Consider the following 15,986-nt stretch of genomic DNA (forward strand, 5'->3'; position numbering starts at 1 on the left):
CCTGAGCCAGATCCTCGGCATCAAGAGCAAAGACACGAAGTGCGCCGTCAGCTGAAGTAATTCCTCAGCGGCTGAACTGCACGACTAAGGGGCCTGTCCACCAGGGCGGGCCCCTTTGTCGTGCCCTTTTCCAGCTCCCGGCGCGGAAAAGCCGAAGGTTCGGGCGACGCTCTGCCGGAGGGGGCGGGCCCGGCCGCGGTCCGGTGTGCGGGGGGACGTGCGGCGCGGGCCCGCCGGGAGGGGAGCGTGCCGGGCATGCGGTGGGACGACCGGCTTGGGGGTGGGGGCCGGCGACGGCCCGGCGCTCCCGGGGTCAGGGGTTCGCCACGGCGTTGAATCCGCATTCTGGCGCGCCCGTGTCGGCAATGTAGTGAAAATGCGGACTATATCTGGAGCTCCAGGTGATCGGATCGTGATGACCATCCTGTCGAGCCGGGTGAACCGCGGCGGCCCACCGGGCATCCGGAGGCCGCCGCTCGTCGAAGGGTCAGCGCCGCCGGTCGAAGGGGCAGCGCCGCCGGTCCGCCCCCGCGGGGAGGTCGCCGGGGGCGTTCACCGGTTCGTCAGCACTGGGCCGGCTTCAGCCACGAGCACTCCAGGTCGCCCGCCGTGCCCTGGTCGGCGGCCTTGAGCTGGGCGGTGACGTCGGTCGCCGTCGCCCGCGAGAACTGCGCGAGCCGTACGGCGATCTTGTCCTCGATGTCCTTCGGCGAGCCGGACAGGTACTGGTTCAGCATGATCGAGAAGATCAGCGGCTCGCCCTCGGCGCTGGTCACGTAGCCGGACAGCGAGGTCACGCCGGTCAGCGAGCCCGTCTTGGCGTGCACGTTGTTCGCCGCGGGGGTGTTCCGCATCCGGCTGCGCAGCGTGCCGCCGGTGAGACGGTCGGCGTTGCCGGCGATGGGCAGGGCCTCGTACCAGGTGCTGAACCACGGCTTGGTCCGTACGGCGGTCAGGAGCTGGACGATCGAGCCCGGCGAGAAGCCGTCGCGGCGCGACAGGCCCGAGCCGTCCCGCATGTTGATCACCTGGACGCCGTTGGCCTTCGCGAAGTCCGTGGCGACCTTCAGCCCGGCCGACCAGGTGCCCTGGTTCGCGGCCTTGCGGCCCATGGCCTTGGTGAGGATCTCGGCGTGCATGTTGTTGCTCAGCTTCAGGAACGGCACCAGCAGCTCGCTCAGAGGCATCGAGTCGTGCCTGGCCAGCTCGGCCGCCCCGGCGGGAGCCGCGCCCGTCGCCGTCGGGCCGAGCACCCGTACGCCGTGCGCGGCCAGCGCCTTGCGGAACAGCGAGGACACGTAGGCCGTGGGGTCGTCCACCGCGACCCACTCCTGGTACGGGTCGGCGACCGTGCCGGTGATCACGACCGTCCGCGTGCCGTGCTGCCGCTCGATGAGGACGTCGGTCTCGGCGCCCACGGTGGCCTTGTTGACGATCTTCAGGTAGTCGGTCGCCGGGGTCGTCGAGACCTTGACCTGGCCGCCGTCCGCCTCGACCGAGACGATCACCGAGCCGGCGTCGTAGTCGCGGTCGGGGGAGGCGGTCAGCGCGGAGATCGGCGCCGCGTAGTAGGCGGTCTCGTCGTCCCAGGCCCAGTCGGTGCCGAGCCGCTGGCCGTCGAACCAGGTGTCGTCGGCGATCAGCTTGCCCGTGACGACCTTGACGCCGGCCGCCGCGACCTTGGCCGCCAGCGCGTCGTAGTCCTCGGCGAGCATGGTCGGGTCGCCGGTGCCGCGCAGCACGAGGTCGCCGGTGAGCACAGAGCCGACCTTGCGGCCGGCGTTCAGCACGGTGGTCGGGAAGCGGTAGTCCAGGCCGAGCGTCTCCACCGCCGCCGCCGAGGTGAACAGCTTGGTGTTGGACGCCGGGGTCAGCAGCTTGCCGGCGTCGGTGGCGTAGAGCTGCTCGCCGTTCGCGGCGCTCTTCACGACGACGCCCGCCCTGGCGATCGTGAGCCGGGAGTCGCCGAGGATCTGGTTGATGTCCTGGGTCAGGTCGGCCACGCCGGGCGAGGGGTCGAGGGCGACCGCCGGTGTGGAGGGGCCGGACGCCCACGCGAGTGCCGCGACGAGCGTGCCCGCGAGGAGGGAGGCTGAGGTGCGCCGCATGTGGTCTCCAAGGGACTGGGGGATCGCATGTGAGCATGAATCAGCGCAGTCGCCGTGTAATCCGCAAATATCCGTATTTCTGAAGCCGGCTCGGCGCGGGGCCCGGAGAAGGGGCGGGGGTCAGGCGGAAGGTTGGCCGGAGGCGAGGAGGAAGCCGCAGTCGCCGAAGGAGATCTCGTCGCCCGACTTGACCCGGACGGGCCCCACCAGCCGCCACCCGTTGAGCCGGGTGCCGTTGAGCGAGCCGAGATCGACCAGCAGCCAGCCGCCGTCGCCCTCCCGCCGCAGCTCGGCGTGCACGCGCGAGACCGTCAGGTCCGACAGGACGAGGTCGCAGGCCGACCCCCGGCCCACGACGTAACGCAGCCGGTCGTCGTCCGGCAACGCCAGCCGGGGCAGCCGCGGCCGCCGCCAGGCCGCCTGCAACCGGGTGGTGAGTTCCGACACCGACGAGACCGCGTCCGTCAGCCGCTGCCTGATCGTGGGCCGGCGCGGCAGGTCGGCGACCAGTTCGTCGAGCTCGTGCTGGTTGCGCGCCCGCAGCGCCTGGTCGACCCGGCCGACGAAGGTGTCGTGGGAGATCCGGCCCTCCACGGCCCGGTGCTTGAGCTCGTCGATCGCGCGGTCGCGTTCCCCGTCGGAGGCGCGGAACGGCGGCTGGGTGGAGCTCATGTCCCGAGTATCGGCCTGAACGGCGTTCCGTGTCCAGAATACGCGGATCAGTTGCGATGGCCATACTCAGTATGCATACTCAGTATCCATGTCGATCAGACACGGACTGCTCGCCCTGCTGAGCAGCGCACCGCGTTACGGCTATCAGCTCCGGGTGGAGTTCGAGGCGTCGACGGGGGCGACCTGGCCGCTCAACATCGGCCAGGTCTACACGACGCTCGCCCGCCTGGAACGCGATGGCCTGGTGGCGCCGGGTGGAGCCGACGAGCAGGGCAGGGCCGTCTACACGATCACCGAGGCCGGTCGGGAGGAACTGGAGCGATGGTTCAGCACCCCCGTCGACCACTCCGACCGGCCTCGGGACGAACTCGCCATCAAGATCGCGATGGCCGTCGCCGCCACCGACGTGGACGTGGGCGCGGTCATCCTGGCCCAGCGAATGGCGACCATGCGCACGCTCCAGGACCTGACCAGGGCCAAGAGGGCCGCCGGTGACGGCCTCGCCCAGCGGCTCGTCCTGGAATCGATGATCTTCAAGGCCGAGGCCGAGCAGCGCTGGCTCGACCACTGCGAGGCCGTTGTCAAGGAGAAGAACCAATGACTGTGGTGGAGCTGCGGGACGTGACCCGCGAGCACGGCCAGGTGCACGCCCTGCGCGGCGTGAGCCTGGAGGTGGCACAAGGGGAGCTCGTCGCGGTCATGGGCCCGTCGGGCTCGGGGAAGTCGACGCTGCTCAACCTGGCCGGCGGCCTCGACCGGCCCACGTCGGGCACGGTCCTGATCGAGGGCCGCGACCTGGCCGGGGTCCGTGACCTGGCCGCGCTGCGACGCGGCAGCGTCGGGTACGTCTTCCAGGACCTCAACCTGATCCCGTCCCTGACGGCCGCCGAGAACGTGATGCTGCCCAGGGAACTGGACGGCGTGCGCGCCGGCCAGGCCCGCCGGGAGGCGCTGGCCGTCCTGGCCGACGTGGGCGTCGACCAGATCGCCGACCGGTTTCCCGAGGAGCTGTCCGGCGGCCAGCGTCAGCGCGTGGCCATCGCCAGGGCGCTGGTCGGCGAACGGCGGCTGCTGCTGGCCGACGAGCCGACCGGCGCGCTCGACACGGCCACCGGCGACGAGATCCTGCACCTGCTGCGCAACCGCTGCGACGAGGGCGCGGCGGTGCTGCTGGTCACCCACGAGCCGCGCTACGCGGCCTGGGCGGACCGGGTGGTCTACCTGCGGGACGGCCTGATCGCCGAGGCGTCGGCGGTGCGGATGGAGAGCTCGCGATGAGCGCCTTCCTCGCCGCCCTGCGCATCTCCCGCAGGGACGCGTCGCGCTTCAAGGGCCGCAGCGCCCTGATCATGGTGATGATCGGCCTGCCCGTCCTGGTGATCACGGCGGTGCTCACCGGCGCCGCCACGACCAGCGTCACCCCGAAGGAGCGGGCGGTCACGCACTTAGGGGCGGCCGACGCCCGCCTGCTCACCTTCCCGTACCGCACCCCGGTCCGGCAGGACTACAGCGGCGACTCCGCGTACCAGCCGAAGAGCGGCACCTCACAGCGGCCGTGGACCCCCGCGGAGATCAACACGCTGCTCCCCGGCCGCCTGCTGCGCTTCCAGACGAGCCCGGCCAACGTCCGGCTGCCCGACGGCTTCAACCAGGCGGACGTCGTGGAGATCGATCTGCGCGACCCCATGACGGCCGGGATGCGCACCCTGAAGCAGGGCCGCTACGCCGCCGCGCCCGGCGAGGTGGCGATCTCGCCGAAGATGGCCGACCTGGGCGTCCGGGTGGGCGACACGCTCACCGTGCGGCGGCCGGACCGCACCGTGAAGGTGGTCGGCGTCGCCGAGAACCCCAACCGGCCCGGCATCCTGGAACTGCTGGCCCTGCCCGAAGGGGTGCTCATCCACCAGAACGACGGCAACAGCAGCGGCTGGCTGGTCGACACCGCCGGTCCGGTCATGCGGTCGAAGGTGTCGCAGCTCAATGACGCGGGCCTCGGCGTCACCTCCCGCGCGGTGCTCGACGCCCACAAGGACGACGGCTCCCGCGGGAACCCGAATGACACCCGCGACCTGGTCCAGCTCGGCGTGGTGATCGTGTTCGTCGTCATGGAGACCGTGCTGCTGGCCGGGCCGGCGTTCGCGGTGGGGCTGCGGCGGCGGCGCAGGGAGCTGGCGGTGATCTCCGCACAGGGCGGGTCGCCCCGGCACCTGCGCATGATCGTGCTGGCCGACGGCCTGGTGCTCGGCGGTGCGGCGGCCGTGCTCGGGGTCGTCCTGGGCATCGGTCCCGGCCTGCTCGGCGAGTCGATCGCGGCCAGGGAACTGGACTGGTCGCACGGGCCGGCCGACGTGCCGTGGCTGCCGGTGCTCGGCGTGGCGGCGCTCGGCCTGGTCAGCGGGCTGATCGCGGCGATCGTGCCCGCGGTGCAGGCGAGCCGGCAGAACACCGCGCAGGTGCTGGCCGGCCGGGCCGCCGAGGCCCGCGGGCGGGCCCGGCGTCCCGTGCTCGGGATCGTGCTGGTGACGGCCGGGCTGGGCGCGATCGGATACGCCATGACCAGGGGTCAGGTGACGATGATCGCGGCCTTCGTGCCGTTCGTGTTCGGCATGGTGGCGTTGACGCCGTGGCTGGTCCAGGCCACCTCGCGGATCGCCGCCCGGCTGCCGCTCCCGCTGCGCCTGTCCGTGCGCGACGCCGCGCGCCACCGCGTCCGTACGGCGTCGGCCACCGCCGCCGTCATGGCGGCGACCATGGGGGCGGTCGCGCTCGGCATCGGCAGCAGCAGCGCGTACACCCAGCAGGAGGAGCAGAACGTCACGGTGTTCCCGCTGGGCACCACGGTGATCGGCGGCGCCACGAAGATGGACGGCCCGACGTGGGCCCGGCTGAAGGACGCCGTCCGCGCCCGCTTCCCCGGCACCGACATCGTCACCGGGCACGAGGCGACGGACGCCAAGGGCAGGGACCTCTGGTTGACCGTGCCGCGGACGTGCGAGCCGGCATGCGCGCAGCGGCTCTACGACCAGCCGCCGATCGGCGGCGCGGACCTGCTCGCCTTCCTCCAGAAGCGCCGGGACCCGCAGGCGGCCGCCGCGCTGGCGGCGGGCAAGGCCGTGGCGTTCAGCACGGACGTGGTGCGCGACGGCACGATCGAGCTGACCGTGAGCGACTGGGGCTCCGACACCATCAAGGAGCGGAAGCGGATCCGGATCCCGGCCGTGGTGTCGAGCGGCGCCGACCCCCGGCAGGCGGGCGCCGTGATCCCGCCGCAGGCGCTGGCCAAGGCCGGGCTCGGCACGGTCGAGCGGGTGCTCTACACCGCGTCCCCGCCGCAGGACGAACGGCGCATGGAGGCCGACCTGCGGGGTGAGGTGAACGGCAACCTGTACCTGAATGTCGAGCGGGGGAAGGCGGAGGACCGCGCCGTCGCCCTGCTGGTGCTGCTCGGCGCGGCGCTGGTCCTGGTGCTCGGGGGCACGTTCGCGGCCACCGGGCTGGCGGCGGCGGACATGCGTCCTGACCTGAACAATCTGTCGGCGGTCGGCGCGGCGCCCCGGGTGCGCAGGCTGGTGGTGGCCGCCCAGGCCGCCTACATCGCGGGCCTGGGCGCGGCGGTCGGCCTCGTCGCCGGCGCGGTGGCCGGTGTCGCGCTGACCTGGCCGATGACCAGGACCGGCGCCTCCGGCATGAACGCGCTGCTGGCGGGGCCGGGCGCGATCGACGTCCCCTGGTCGTTCCTGGCCGTGGTCGTGCTGGGCCTGCCGCTGGTGGCGGCCCTGGTGGCCGGGCTGCTCACCCGGACACGCCTGGTGCTGGCCCGTCGGGTGGCCTGAGCCGGTACCGCAGCGTCACCAGCACGGACAGGAAGATGATCAGCGCCGGGACCGCGGTCTGCCCGACCAGGACCGCGGTCACGGCGCTGTCCGGCTGCTGGACGGGCGTGCTCGCGTCGGACTCGACGAACCCGCCGATCGACAGGATGACCCCGAAGATCAGCGCCCCGAACGAGCTGACGCCGCTCTCGATGGCCGTCCACAGCCCGGTCAGCACGCCGGCCCGCCGCTTGCCCGACTCGGCGGCGTCGGCGGCGACCACGTCGGCCAGCATCGAGAACAGCATGAGCTCGACCCCGGCGATGCCGATGCCGACGAGCAGGATGGTCAGGTGGGCGTACAGGGGGCCGAACAGCGGGGTCGCCATGGCCGCCGCCGTGCCGCCGCCGAACAGCAGCGCGGCCAGGATCATCGCGCCGCGCTTGTCGAAGCGCCGGGCCAGCCACACCCACAGCGGCATGGTCAGCAGCATCGGCCCGACCAGCGCGGCGAAGAGCGTCTGCGTGCTCTTCGGCGACCCCAGCGTGTACGACGCGAAGTACGGCGCCGCGGCCAGCATCATGCTGACGGCGAGCATCTGCAGGCAGGCCATGACGGTCAGCCACAGGAACGCCCGGTTGCCCCTGATCGCCGCGAGCTGCTCGCGCCACCCGCCGTGGTCGGCCTCCGGCGCGCCGGTCATGGGGGCGCGGGCGGTGCCGAAGAACGAGCCGAGCATCGAGGCCAGCAGGATGAGGGCGATCGTCAGGCCCATCAGCCGGTAGCTGCCGAGCGTGCCCTCGTCGCCCTGACCGGTGGCGATCATCGGGGCCAGCACGCCGCTGATCGCGGTGGCCGCGCCGATGAAGACCATCCGCCACTGCAGCAGCGAGGTGCGCTCGTGGTAGTCGTCGGTCATCTCGCCGGGCATGGCCTTGTACGGCACCTCGTACAGCGCGTACGCGGTCGCCGTCGCCATGAAGCAGAGCCCGACGTACAGGGCGGCCGGGACCCCGGTCAGCGGCGGCCCGGCGAAGACGAGGAAGAACGCGACGGGCAGCGTCAGCGACCCGGCCAGCAGCCAGGGGCGGCGCGGCCCCATCCGCGAGACGGTCCGGTCCGACCAGCGGCCGACCAGCGGGTTGATGATCAGGTCCCAGACCTTGGGCGCGGTGACCACCACCCCGGCCAGCCACGCGGGCACGGCCAGGAAGTTGGTCATGTAGTACAGCAGGAGCAGGCCGGGCACGGCGCTGACCGTGGCCGTGCAGAACGAGCCCACGCCGTAGCCGAGGCGCACGCCCCTGGAGACCGTGGGCGCGCTCACCGGCGATGTGATCATGAGGCCCATTCAAGCCGAGCGAGGGCTTGTTCGGTAGGGCCCAGTTTCCCGGGCCCTGCCGACTACTCGCCCGCGTCGGCTACTCGCGCACGTTGGCGCAGACCACGTGCGCGCCGATCTCGATCATCCGGCGCTCGCTGCGCGCGTCGGCGACCCTGGCCATGAGGATCGGCGCGCCGCTGGCCGCGAACTGCGGCAGGCGGGCGCGTACCAGGCGGTGCAGGTCGCGGACGACGTCCTCGGCGGCCGACATGTGCACCTTGACGTGCAGCATGATCCCGGTCGCCCCGGACGCGGTGCCGGCCTCGGAGATCCACACGTGGTGCACGAGCGGGAAGTCGCCCAGCAGTTGCGCGATGGCCTGCCGCAGCGCCGGCAGGATCGGGTGCGTGCACCGGCGGTAGCCGGGGTCCACCTGCTGCATCGGCCCCGACAGGTGGGGCCGGGGCGCGGGGACCCACGGCAGCGCGGGCGCCTGCGGGGTGGGCGGGGCCACCTGCGCCAGCGCGGGCACGCGCGAGACGGTGGCCATGGCGCCGGTCGCGTAGGCGGCGGGCGCCGCCCCCGACAGCACGGGTGTGGGCCCCGAACGCGTGCCGGTGAGGAAGCGCTGGAGATCGTCGATGGGCACGGCCGCGGCTGCGGGGCCCGCGGCGTCGATCACGATCTCCGGCACGCCGGTGACGCGCTGGATGTCCAGGATGGTGTCGGCGTCGCACACCGACAGGGAATGGCTGCCGCGGTGCCTGGCGTAGGTAGCAGGGCTGGTGTACCCGAGCAGAACCCGGTCACCCGCCTGGGTCGTCCCAAGGACGACCGATCGATCTGGTCGCACTGCCACCAGGACTCCACCGTCGGCGAGGGCCGCCAGCAGGCGATGAGGCATGCCATGCTGTGCGAGCACGTCGGCAAGCGCAGGATTCCCGATGCTCATATGACGAACCATAGGTAGTCGGCCACGGCTTATCAGGCTAATGGCCAATAAATCCCCCGATCAAGACAAAGATGTGTGCAGAGTGGATGACTTTGCTGCCGCCTGGGTACCGGAGCCGCGTCCAGGGCGTCGCGACGCCGAGCGAGGCCGTCTCAAATCGTGGGTCCCTCGTGAACGCGTTCACAAGCGCGGATAGACTCTGAGGGATCCGAGGGGCCCAGCGACGTGTCCCTCCAGCCCGCCGCATGCCCCTAAGGATCCACGCCTGTGAACAAGCCCGTCGTTCTGGTCGCAGAGGAGCTGTCCGAGGCCGGCCTCGCCGTGCTCGGCGCCGATTTCGAGGTCCGCCACACCGACGGAGCGGACCGTTCCCAGCTTCTGCCCGCCCTCGCCGACGTGGACGCCCTGATCGTGCGCTCCGCCACGCAGGTCGACGCCGAGGCCATCGCCGCCGCGCCGAAGCTGCGCGTGGTCGCCCGCGCCGGCGTCGGCCTCGACAACGTCGACGTCGAGGCCGCCACCAAGGCCGGTGTCATGGTCGTCAACGCGCCGACCTCCAACATCACCAGCGCCGCCGAGCAGACCATCGCGCTCATCCTGGCCAGCGCTCGCAACACCGCCCAGGCCCACGCCGCGCTGAAGAACGGCGAGTGGAAGCGCTCCAAGTACACCGGCGTCGAGCTGGACGAGAAGGTCGTCGGCATCCTCGGCCTCGGCAAGATCGGCCAGCTCGTGGCTCAGCGGCTCCAGCCGTTCGGCGTCGAGCTGATCGCCTACGACCCCTACCTGCCGCCGGCCCGCGCCGCGCAGATGGGCGTCAAGCTGCTCAGCCTCGAAGAGGTGCTCAAGCAGGCCGACTTCATCACCGTGCACCTGCCGAAGTCGAAGGAGACCCTCGGGCTCATCGGCGACAAGGAGCTGCACGAGGTCAAGCCGTCCGTGCGGATCATCAACGTGGCCCGCGGCGGCATCGTGGACGAGGCCGCGCTCTACTCGGCGATCAAGGAGGGCCGCGTCGCGGGCGCCGGCCTCGATGTGTTCGCCAAGGAGCCGTGCACCGACAGCCCCCTGTTCGAGCTGGACCAGGTCGTCGCCACGCCGCACCTGGGCGCCTCCACGCACGAGGCCCAGGAGAAGGCCGGCACGCAGGTCGCGCGGAGCGTGAAGCTGGCGCTGGCGGGCGAGTTCGTGCCCGACGCGGTCAACGTTCAGGGCGGCGCGGTGGCCGAGGACGTCAAGCCGGGCCTGCCGCTGGCCGAGAAGCTGGGCCGGGTGTTCACCGCCCTGGCCGGCGAGGTCGCCACCAAGCTCGACGTCGAGGTCCGCGGCGAGATCGCCTCCCAGGACGTGCGGGTCATCGAGCTGGCCGCGCTCAAGGGCGTGTTCGCCGACGTGATCGAGGAGCAGGTCACGTACGTCAACGCGCCGCTGCTGGCCAAGGAGCGGGGCATCAGCGTGGAGCTGGTGACCAGCTCCGAGAGCCCCGACTGGCGCAACGTGGTGACCGTGCGCGGCGTGCTCGCCGACGGCCGCCAGATCTCGGTCTCCGGCACGCTGTCCGGCCCCCGGCAGATCACCAAGATCGTCGAGGTCAACGGCTACGAGATGGAGATCGAGCCGACGGCCCACCTGTCGTTCTTCGCCTACACCGACCGTCCCGGCGTCGTCGGCGTGGTCGGCCGGCTGCTCGGCGAGGCCGGCGTGAACATCGCCTCGATGCAGGTGGCCCGCGACGTCAAGGGCGGCAAGGCGCTCATCGCGCTGACCGTCGACTCGGCCATCCCGGCCGCCGTGATCGACCAGATCGCGGCCGAGATCGGCGCCGAGAGCGGCCGTTCGGTCGACCTGGAGGACTGACCTCGCGACCTGAGGACTGAGCCCCCGATCCGGGGGAAGGCCGTCACCTGGACCGTTCCGGGTGGCGGCCTTTTCTTGTCTCAGAATGCGAGATAGTAGGACATCCAACGAGACAGCGAAACAGCCGCCGGGTACCGTGGATGGAAATGCGCCAGGTTCTCGTACTCATTACCTGCCGCGGCGGGGCCTGTTAGGGCAGGCCGACGACCCGCCGCGGTGAGTGGTGATGCCGTCGGCCGGTCAGTCCCTTCCCTTCGCCCGGTCCGTGACCCGGACCCGCGAGAGCAGGCCCGGTCGGATTCGCGACCGGGGTCCGACGCCCCCTTTTCTGGAACGCGCCAGCGAAACGAGATGAGCGACATGTACGAGATGTACGCCTGGAACCGTACCGAAGAGAACGAGAACGAGGCCGCCGAGGCCCTGCAGACCGCCCTCGACCGCAGGGACAACGGCGGCGCCCCCCAGAACTCCGCCCGGTAGCGCCGCCCTCAGGCCCGCGCCGCGGCGTGGGCCAGGGCGAGCGCGCCGAGCAGCGGCGCGTCGTCCGTGAACCGGCCGGGCCGGATCTCCGGCGGGAACGGCACGGCGCGCCGCACCTCCCCGGCCAGCCTGGGCACGATCAGCCCGGCCGCGCCCATCATGCCGCCGCCCACGACCAGCACCTCGGGGTCGAGGGTGACGCACAGGTTCGCCACGGTCATGGTCAGCACCGACAACGCCTGCGCCACCAGCTCCGCCAGCGGCCCGGAACGCGCGGCGAGCACCTCCTCCGCCGTGGTCGCGCGGCCGAGCAGCGCGCCGCCCCTGGCCGCCAGCCCGGCGCCGGAGACGAGTTCCTCCAGCGGCACCCGCCCGTCGGCGAAGGCCGCCTGCCCCGGCGTGACCTGGAGGTAGCCGATCTCGCCCGCCGCGCCGTGCGCGCCGGGCACCACCCGGCCGCCGACCACCAGGGCCGCCGCCAGGCCGGTGCCGAGGTTGAGATAGACGCCCGTGGAGACGCCGCGCAGCGCGCCCCACCGCAGCTCGGCCGCCGCCGCCGCGTTCACGTCGTTGTCGATGGCCACCGGCGTCGCGCCGAACTCCTCGCGCAGCAGCCTGGGCAGCTCCAGCCCCTCCCAGCCGGGGACGTTCGGCGCCAGGCGCACCACGCCGTCCCTGATCACTCCGCAGGTGGAGAAGCCGACCGCGGCCGGCCGCCCGTCCAGGGCGCGGGCCGCGGCGAGGGCCCGGACGAGCGTGTCCGGGCCGGTCTCCAGCCGGGTGCGGCCGGCGACCACGGGCCCGTCGGAGCCCGAGACCCCGATCGCGACCTTGGTCCCGCCGACGTCGATGCCCAGGACCCGGCTCACCGCGCGGCGCCCCTGCGGGCCAGCGAGTCGATCGCCACCGCCAGGGCCAGCACGCCGGCCGTCACCATGAACCGGACGGAGGAGTCCACGCTCAGCAGGTACATGCCGTTGGTGATCGACTGGATGACCAGCACCCCGAGCAGCGCGGCGTAGGCCCGTCCCCGTCCGCCGAACAGGGACGTGCCGCCGATGACCGCCGTGGCGATGGCCATGAGCAGGATGTCGCTGCCGCCCGACCCCTGGTTGACCGCCGACAGCCGGCTGGCGGCCAGCACGCCGCCCGCCGCCGCCAGCGTCGAGGCCAGCACGAACGCCAGGATCCTGATCCTGGTCACGTTGATGCCCGCCCGCCTGGCGGCCTCGGCGTTGCCGCCGACGGCGTACAGGTGGCGGCCGAACGCGGTGTGCCGCAGGACCAGGTCGAGCAGGACCACCAGCGCGCCGAAGAGCACCAGCAGCAGCGGCACGCCGCGGTCGGCCGACATGACCGCCACCGCCGCGCCGAGCACGACCGCCAGCCCGCCCGCCGTCACGGGGACCTGCCAGGCCGGCGCCACGGGCAGCCCGGCGGCCAGCCGTGCCCGCCTGGCCAGCGTGGCGATCGCGGCGTGACCGCCGGCCAGCCCGATCACCAGTGCCCAGGACAGCCATCCCGGCAGCCAGGTGTCGCTCAGCCCCGAGATGAACCCGTTGAACGGCAGGTTGATCGTCCCGCCCTGGCGCAGCAGGTAGAGCAGCAGCCCGAGCCAGCCCATCAGCCCGGCCAGCGTGACCACGAACGACGGCATGCGCAGCTTGGTCAGCATGAGCCCGTGCAGCAGCCCGATCGCCGCGCCGGCCGCCAGCGCCAGCAGGATGGCCAGCAGGGCGTTCCACCCCTGCTTGACGTGCGCGATCGTCATGATCGTGGCGCACAGGCCGCTGACCGAGCCGGCCGACAGGTCGATCTCGCCGAGCAGCAGCACCATGATGACGCCGAGCGCGATCGTGCCCGTGGCGGCCATCTGGAGTGCCAGGTTGGTGAGGTTCTCGGGCGACAGGAAACGTTCGTTGAGCGTGCTGAACACGATCGTGATCGCCACCAGGCCGCCGACCACCGGCCAGGCGCCGGCCTCTCCCTGGCGCAGCCGTCCGGTCACCGTGATCGGCATCGCCGTCATTCGCCCGCTCCTGTGATCGCGGCCACGATCTCCTCGCGGGAGGCCTCGGCCGTACGGAACTCACCGGCGTTGCGTCCGAGACGCAGCACCACCACCCGGTCGCTCACCTCGCGCACGTCGGCGAGGTTGTGCGAGATGACCAGCACCGCGAGCCCGCGCTCGCGCAACCGCCGGATCAGCGCCAGCACCTGGGCCGTCTGCTCGACGCCGAGCGCGGCGGTCGGCTCGTCCAGGATGACCAGCCGGGGTTCGCCGAGCAGCGCCCTGGCGATGGCCACCGACTGCCGCTGGCCGCCCGACAAGGTCGACACCGGCACCCTGATGTCGCCGATGCGCACGTCGAGCTGGGCGAGCAGGTCGCGGGTCGCGCGTTCCATGCTCAGGTGGCGCAGCACCGACCAGCGGCGGCGTTCGGCGCCGAGGAACAGGTTGGCCACGACGTCGAGGTTCTCGCAGAGCGCGAGATCCTGGTAGACGGTCGAGATGCCGAGCGCCTGCGCGTCGTGCGGGGTGGCGACGCGCACCGGCGCGCCGTCCACCGTGATCTGGCCCTCGTCCGGCACGACCGCGCCGGAGATGGTCTTGACCAGCGTCGACTTGCCCGCGCCGTTGTCGCCCATGAGCGCCACGACCTCGCCGGGACGCAGCTCCAGCCCTGCCCCGTCGAGCGCCCGCACCGCTCCGTACCGTTTGGAGATCCCGGTCGCCGCGATCATCTACTCGATGCCCGCCTTCGCGCAGGCGGCCTTGACCTCGGCCGTGCAGATCTGGTCGGCCTTGTAGAACCCGTCCTTCACGATGGTGTCCTTGATCTTGTCGGCGGTGACCGCGATGGGGTCGAGGAGGAAGGCCGGGATGTCGGCCGTGCCGTTGTTCACCTTGGAGGTGGCGGCGGGCTGCTCGCCCTTGGTCAGGGCGACGGCCAGCTCGGCGGCCTTCTCCGCCTCTCTCCTGATGTCCAGGTAGATGGTCATGTACTGCTCGCCGGTGAGGATGCGCTGCACGGCGGCCAGCTCGGCGTCCTGACCGGTGATGGGCGGCAGCTCCTTGTAGCCGGCGCGCTTCATGGCCGCGATGGCGCCGCCCGCCATGCCGTCGTTGGCCGACAGCACGCCGACGATCTGGTCCCGGCCGATGGCGGTGATCGCCTGCTCCATCTGCTGCTGTGCCTTGTCGGGGCTCCAGTCGGGGGTGTCGAACTCCCTGCCGACCTTGACCCTGCCGTCCAGGACGCTCTTGGCGCCCTTCTTGTAGTCGGCCGAGCTGGGGTCGGTGGGCGAGCCGTGGATCATCACGATCTGGCCCTTGGCCGTGGTGCCCTTGGCGTTCATGGCGTCGAGCAGCGCCTGACCCTGCATCTCGCCCACCCGTACGTTGTTGAACGAGACGTAGTAGGCGTAGTCGATCCCCGAGATCAGCCGGTCGTAGGCGACCACCGGGACCTTCTTCTGCCTGGCCTGATTGACCAGGGGCGCGACCGCATTGGCGTCCACGGCGTCCAGGACGAGCACGTCGGCGTCCTGGGTGAGCGCGGCCTCGACCTGTTGTTGTTGTTTGGCCGCGTCCTGCTCGGCGTTGCCGTAGATCACCTTGCAGGCGGGGCACAACGCCTTGACCTTGGCCTCGAACAGCGGGCGGTCGAAGGCTTCGTATCGGGTGGTCTTGGATTCGGGCAGGAACAGAGCGATCGTCCCGCCCTGCCGCGGCCCGTCGGCCTGAGTGGCCGTCGTGCCGGTGGTGGTGCTGTTCCCGCAGGCGGCGGCCAGCAGGACCGCCGCCGCGGGGATGAGTCGCCAAGCTCGGTGCATCGCACTTCGTCCTCTCAGAAGATGCCCGCCCCCGCTTGGTAAGAAAGGTAGTTTACTATCAGGCGTGTTGGCTAGAGTGCACCTCGGAGGGAGGCCGGACATGCGACGCGACCTGGCGAATCCACGGCTGCTGCGGGTGCTCAACGAGCGCCGTCTGCTCGACCAGCTGCACGAGCACGGCCCCGCCTCGCGCGCCGACCTGGCCAAGAGCACCGGCCTGTCCAAGCCCACGGTCTCGGCCGCCCTGGCGGGGCTGGCCGAGGACGGCCTGGTCCACCTGGTGGGCGAGGTGTCCGGACGGCCCGGCCCGGTCTCCTCGCTCTACGACGTGAACGCCGCCTCGACCCACGTCGCCGGCATCGACATCGGCCGCGACTGGATCAGGGTGGCCGTGGCCGACCTGCGCGGCGCGTTCGCGGGGCGTACCGACGGCCGCAACACGGCCCGCACCTCGGCTGAGCTGGCCGAGCTGGTCGGCGAGCTGGCCGGGGCGGCGGCCCGCGAGGCCGAGGTCGAGTGGCGCTCGATCACCTGCGCGGTGGTGGGCTCACCCGGTGTGTACGACCCCGTGCGCGGCGGCCTCGACTTCGCCCCCAACCTGCCCGGCCCGCCTGACCTGGCCGACCGGTTGTACGCCGCCCTGGGCGTCGACCTCGTCATCGAGAACGACATCAACCTGGCCGCCGTCGGCGAGCACGTCCACGGGGCCGGGCAGGGCAAGGTCAACTTTGCCCTGGTGTCCATCGGCACCGGCGTCGGCATGGGCATCGTGATCAACGGCGAGCTGTACGTCGGGGCGAGGGGGGCGGCGGGCGAGGTCTCCTACATCCCGGCCGCCGAGGAACCCCCCGCCACCGCCCCTGCCGCGTACGACGGCGACCCCTTCACGCACGGGGCCACCGAGGCGGCCACCTCCGCGCCCGGTGTGGTGCGCGCCGCCCGGG

The 15,986-nt window shown here is 72.0% G+C and carries 14 protein-coding genes; 6 read left to right on the top strand and 8 right to left on the bottom strand.

Going from position 1 to position 15,986, the window contains the following annotated elements; all coding sequences use genetic code 11:
• Positions 1 to 563 precede the first annotated feature (563 nt).
• Entirely contained in the window at positions 564 to 2,108 is a 1,545-nt protein-coding gene (dacB, locus tag ACWCSD_RS30205; RefSeq protein ID WP_358288643.1) for a D-alanyl-D-alanine carboxypeptidase/D-alanyl-D-alanine endopeptidase, read from the bottom strand.
• Between the two features lie 120 nt (positions 2,109 to 2,228).
• Positions 2,229 to 2,780 (bottom strand): DUF1707 and FHA domain-containing protein, encoded by a 552-nt coding sequence (locus tag ACWCSD_RS30210; protein ID WP_358288640.1) that lies wholly within the window; start codon positions 2,778 to 2,780, stop codon positions 2,229 to 2,231.
• 88 nt (positions 2,781 to 2,868) lie between these two features.
• Between ACWCSD_RS30210 and ACWCSD_RS30215 the strand changes: the two genes are divergently transcribed.
• The 3 genes from ACWCSD_RS30215 to ACWCSD_RS30225 are packed head-to-tail and all read left to right on the top strand — an operon-like array spanning position 2,869 to position 6,613.
• Positions 2,869 to 3,381, top strand: a complete 513-nt coding sequence (locus ACWCSD_RS30215; protein ID WP_352318985.1) for a PadR family transcriptional regulator — start codon at positions 2,869 to 2,871, stop codon at positions 3,379 to 3,381.
• Positions 3,378 to 4,058, top strand: a complete 681-nt coding sequence (locus ACWCSD_RS30220; RefSeq protein ID WP_358288637.1) for an ABC transporter ATP-binding protein — start codon at positions 3,378 to 3,380, stop codon at positions 4,056 to 4,058. The genes ACWCSD_RS30215 and ACWCSD_RS30220 overlap by 4 nt, the downstream gene beginning before the upstream one ends.
• A complete protein-coding gene (locus ACWCSD_RS30225; protein WP_449919858.1) occupies positions 4,055 to 6,613 on the top strand; it encodes an FtsX-like permease family protein in 2,559 nt (852 codons plus the stop codon). The genes ACWCSD_RS30220 and ACWCSD_RS30225 overlap by 4 nt, the downstream gene beginning before the upstream one ends.
• Here ACWCSD_RS30225 and ACWCSD_RS30230 read toward each other — a convergent pair.
• Together ACWCSD_RS30230 and ACWCSD_RS30235 are read right to left on the bottom strand one after the other, a co-directional pair.
• Positions 6,573 to 7,934, bottom strand: coding sequence for an MFS transporter (locus ACWCSD_RS30230; protein WP_397164567.1), 1,362 nt, complete (start codon positions 7,932 to 7,934; stop codon positions 6,573 to 6,575). The two genes, ACWCSD_RS30225 and ACWCSD_RS30230, sit on opposite strands and share 41 nt — an antisense overlap.
• 79 nt (positions 7,935 to 8,013) lie before the next feature.
• Complete coding sequence (locus ACWCSD_RS30235) at positions 8,014 to 8,838, bottom strand: hypothetical protein (RefSeq protein ID WP_358288628.1); 825 nt, start codon at positions 8,836 to 8,838, stop codon at positions 8,014 to 8,016.
• Positions 8,839 to 9,135: 297 nt separating this feature from the next.
• On the opposite strand from ACWCSD_RS30235, the gene serA reads away from it, so the two are divergent.
• Together serA and ACWCSD_RS30245 are read left to right on the top strand one after the other, a co-directional pair.
• The gene (gene serA, locus ACWCSD_RS30240; protein ID WP_352318994.1) at positions 9,136 to 10,725 is read left to right on the top strand and encodes a phosphoglycerate dehydrogenase; all 1,590 of its coding nucleotides are present in this window, start codon (positions 9,136 to 9,138) and stop codon (positions 10,723 to 10,725) included.
• Positions 10,726 to 11,076: 351 nt separating this feature from the next.
• Complete coding sequence (locus ACWCSD_RS30245) at positions 11,077 to 11,205, top strand: hypothetical protein (RefSeq protein ID WP_352318996.1); 129 nt, start codon at positions 11,077 to 11,079, stop codon at positions 11,203 to 11,205.
• 8 nt (positions 11,206 to 11,213) lie between these two features.
• Here the strand turns inward: ACWCSD_RS30245 and ACWCSD_RS30250 are convergent, their stop codons facing one another.
• Genes ACWCSD_RS30250 through ACWCSD_RS30265 form a run of 4 tightly spaced genes read right to left on the bottom strand, consistent with a single transcriptional unit; the run spans position 11,214 to position 15,042 of the window.
• Positions 11,214 to 12,074, bottom strand: coding sequence for an ROK family protein (locus ACWCSD_RS30250; RefSeq protein ID WP_358288625.1), 861 nt, complete (start codon positions 12,072 to 12,074; stop codon positions 11,214 to 11,216).
• The gene (locus ACWCSD_RS30255) at positions 12,071 to 13,234 is read right to left on the bottom strand and encodes a sugar ABC transporter permease (protein ID WP_358288623.1); all 1,164 of its coding nucleotides are present in this window, start codon (positions 13,232 to 13,234) and stop codon (positions 12,071 to 12,073) included. Before ACWCSD_RS30255 ends, ACWCSD_RS30250 begins: the two co-directional genes overlap by 4 nt.
• A complete protein-coding gene (locus ACWCSD_RS30260) occupies positions 13,231 to 13,950 on the bottom strand; it encodes an ATP-binding cassette domain-containing protein (RefSeq protein ID WP_352352201.1) in 720 nt (239 codons plus the stop codon). The genes ACWCSD_RS30255 and ACWCSD_RS30260 overlap by 4 nt, the downstream gene beginning before the upstream one ends.
• On the bottom strand, positions 13,951 to 15,042 hold the full coding sequence (locus ACWCSD_RS30265) for a sugar ABC transporter substrate-binding protein (RefSeq protein ID WP_358288620.1): 1,092 nt from the start codon (positions 15,040 to 15,042) through the stop codon (positions 13,951 to 13,953).
• A 100-nt stretch (positions 15,043 to 15,142) separates the two neighbouring features.
• On the opposite strand from ACWCSD_RS30265, the gene ACWCSD_RS30270 reads away from it, so the two are divergent.
• A partial coding sequence (locus ACWCSD_RS30270; protein ID WP_449919866.1) for an ROK family transcriptional regulator occupies positions 15,143 to 15,986 on the top strand: 844 nt, incomplete at its 3' end.

This window comes from Nonomuraea sp. NPDC001684, assembly GCF_053596515.1.

Excerpts from the sequence above, each read along its gene's own strand:
- dacB (WP_358288643.1), bottom strand. The coding sequence starts at position 2,108 with ATGCGGCGCACCTCAGCCTCCCTCCTCGCGGGCACGCTCGTCGCGGCA.
- ACWCSD_RS30210 (WP_358288640.1), bottom strand. The coding sequence starts at position 2,780 with ATGAGCTCCACCCAGCCGCCGTTCCGCGCCTCCGACGGGGAACGCGAC.
- ACWCSD_RS30215 (WP_352318985.1), top strand. The coding sequence starts at position 2,869 with ATGTCGATCAGACACGGACTGCTCGCCCTGCTGAGCAGCGCACCGCGT.
- ACWCSD_RS30220 (WP_358288637.1), top strand. The coding sequence starts at position 3,378 with ATGACTGTGGTGGAGCTGCGGGACGTGACCCGCGAGCACGGCCAGGTG.
- ACWCSD_RS30225 (WP_449919858.1), top strand. The coding sequence starts at position 4,055 with ATGAGCGCCTTCCTCGCCGCCCTGCGCATCTCCCGCAGGGACGCGTCG.
- ACWCSD_RS30230 (WP_397164567.1), bottom strand. The coding sequence starts at position 7,934 with ATGATCACATCGCCGGTGAGCGCGCCCACGGTCTCCAGGGGCGTGCGC.
- ACWCSD_RS30245 (WP_352318996.1), top strand. The coding sequence starts at position 11,077 with ATGAGCGACATGTACGAGATGTACGCCTGGAACCGTACCGAAGAGAAC.
- ACWCSD_RS30255 (WP_358288623.1), bottom strand. The coding sequence starts at position 13,234 with ATGACGGCGATGCCGATCACGGTGACCGGACGGCTGCGCCAGGGAGAG.
- ACWCSD_RS30260 (WP_352352201.1), bottom strand. The coding sequence starts at position 13,950 with ATGATCGCGGCGACCGGGATCTCCAAACGGTACGGAGCGGTGCGGGCG.
- ACWCSD_RS30265 (WP_358288620.1), bottom strand. The coding sequence starts at position 15,042 with ATGCACCGAGCTTGGCGACTCATCCCCGCGGCGGCGGTCCTGCTGGCC.